Below are 1515 nucleotides of genomic sequence, written 5' to 3'. Positions count from 1 at the left end.
ATCATCACTTAACGAAAAAACATCTTTCCCATCAAGGAAGTATTTTCCTTCCGTAGGTCTATCAAGACATCCTAAGATATACATCAAGGTTGACTTGCCGCTACCAGAAGGTCCCATTATCGCTATAAACTCACCTTTTTCTATTTCAAGATCTATTCCCTTTAAAACTTCTGTTTCAAAACCTTCATTCTTAAAAACCTTTCTTATGCCTTCTAACTTTATTAATGCCATTTTTACTTCCTTGTTACCCTTAGTGCTACTTTATCTCCTTCTTTTAAACCTTCTATAATCTCGGTGTAGCTGTCATCGCTCCAGCCAACTTTTACCGGAACTTCAACAACTTTACCGTTTACAACCTTATAAACCACAAACTTTCCGTTTTTCCACTTAACGGCACTATTTGGAACAACAAGTACGTCTTTCTTAACTCCTGCAATTATTGAGTTGTGGGTTGTCATTTCTGGTTTTAGAAGTTCCACATCTTTAAAGCCTCTTGCAACAACAATGTAGTAAACCACGTTGTTTAAGATTTTTGGTTTAGGATATATTTCCTCTACAGTTCCTTTGAAAACTTTTCCTCTATAGGTATCAACCGTAAACTCAACCTTCATTCCTTTCTTTACTTTTCCGATTTCTGTTTCATCAACGTATATCCAGTTTTCAAGTTTTTTCGGATCTAATATGGTTACAAACTCAGGAGCGTTCAGTCCTGCTACGACTGTTTCTCCCTCTTGTGTAGAAACGAAAGATATGACTCCACTTTTGGGAGCATAAATGTAGGAATACGAGTACCTTATCCTAGCCTGTTTAAGATCTGCCTTTGCTATTTCAAGTTCTGACTTAAATTTTGCTTTAAGTTCGGCTAAGTTGTGTTCTTCCATTCTAAGTTCAAGTTCCAGTTTTTTTAGAGAATTTCTTGCCTCTTCTAAACTGCTTTCTGCATCCTTAAAAAGCTTTTCCGCTTCTTTAAGTTTTTGTTCTGTTGTAAAACCTTTCTTAAAAAGTTCTTTTTGTCTTTCGTATTCCCACTTCCTTTGGCTGTAGTTTGCTTCCTGAGCTTTTAATTTTTCTTTTGCGGAATTTATAGAAAGTTTAAGAGTTTCTATCTTTAACTCTTGAGCCTTTATTTTTAAAGGATAGATCTTTTCAACCTCTTTTAGTTTAGCCTTTGCCTTTTTTAATTCTTCCAAAAGTTCGCGGTTATCAATAACAGCAATTAAATCCCCTTTCTTAACGTAATCTCCAACTTTTACCGTCTGCTTAACAACAGTTCCCGTAATTCTTGCTCCAACCTTTATCTCTGCACCAACTTGGGGTTTTATAATTCCCGTTGCGTCTATTACTTTTTTAACGTCTCCTCTCTTTACCGTGGCAACATCAACAGCAACAATTTCCGTTTTCTTTTTTGACTTTGCAAAGTAGAATCCTCCTATACCGAGAAGAACAAGAAGAATTAAAATCGCTTTTTTCACTATTCCTTACCTCCAATGAGTTCACCAGTTGCCTTTTTAAGGG

Annotated in this window: 2 protein-coding genes; both read right to left on the bottom strand. The window is 35.8% G+C overall.

Annotation, left to right across the window (positions count from 1 at the left end):
* Positions 1 to 231: ATP-binding cassette domain-containing protein (locus ABGX27_09035; protein MEO2069632.1), on the bottom strand; the 231-nt coding region annotated here is incomplete at its 3' end.
* 2 nt (positions 232 to 233) lie between these two features.
* On the bottom strand, positions 234 to 1472 hold the full coding sequence (locus ABGX27_09030; GenBank protein ID MEO2069631.1) for an efflux RND transporter periplasmic adaptor subunit: 1239 nt from the start codon (positions 1470 to 1472) through the stop codon (positions 234 to 236).
* Positions 1473 to 1515 lie beyond the last annotated feature (43 nt).

It is taken from the genome of Desulfurobacteriaceae bacterium (genome assembly GCA_039832905.1).
Classification (GTDB): domain Bacteria; phylum Aquificota; class Aquificia; order Desulfurobacteriales; family Desulfurobacteriaceae; genus Desulfurobacterium.
Note: the sequence above shows the minus strand (reverse complement) of the source record. Positions and strands in the feature narration are given on the sequence as shown.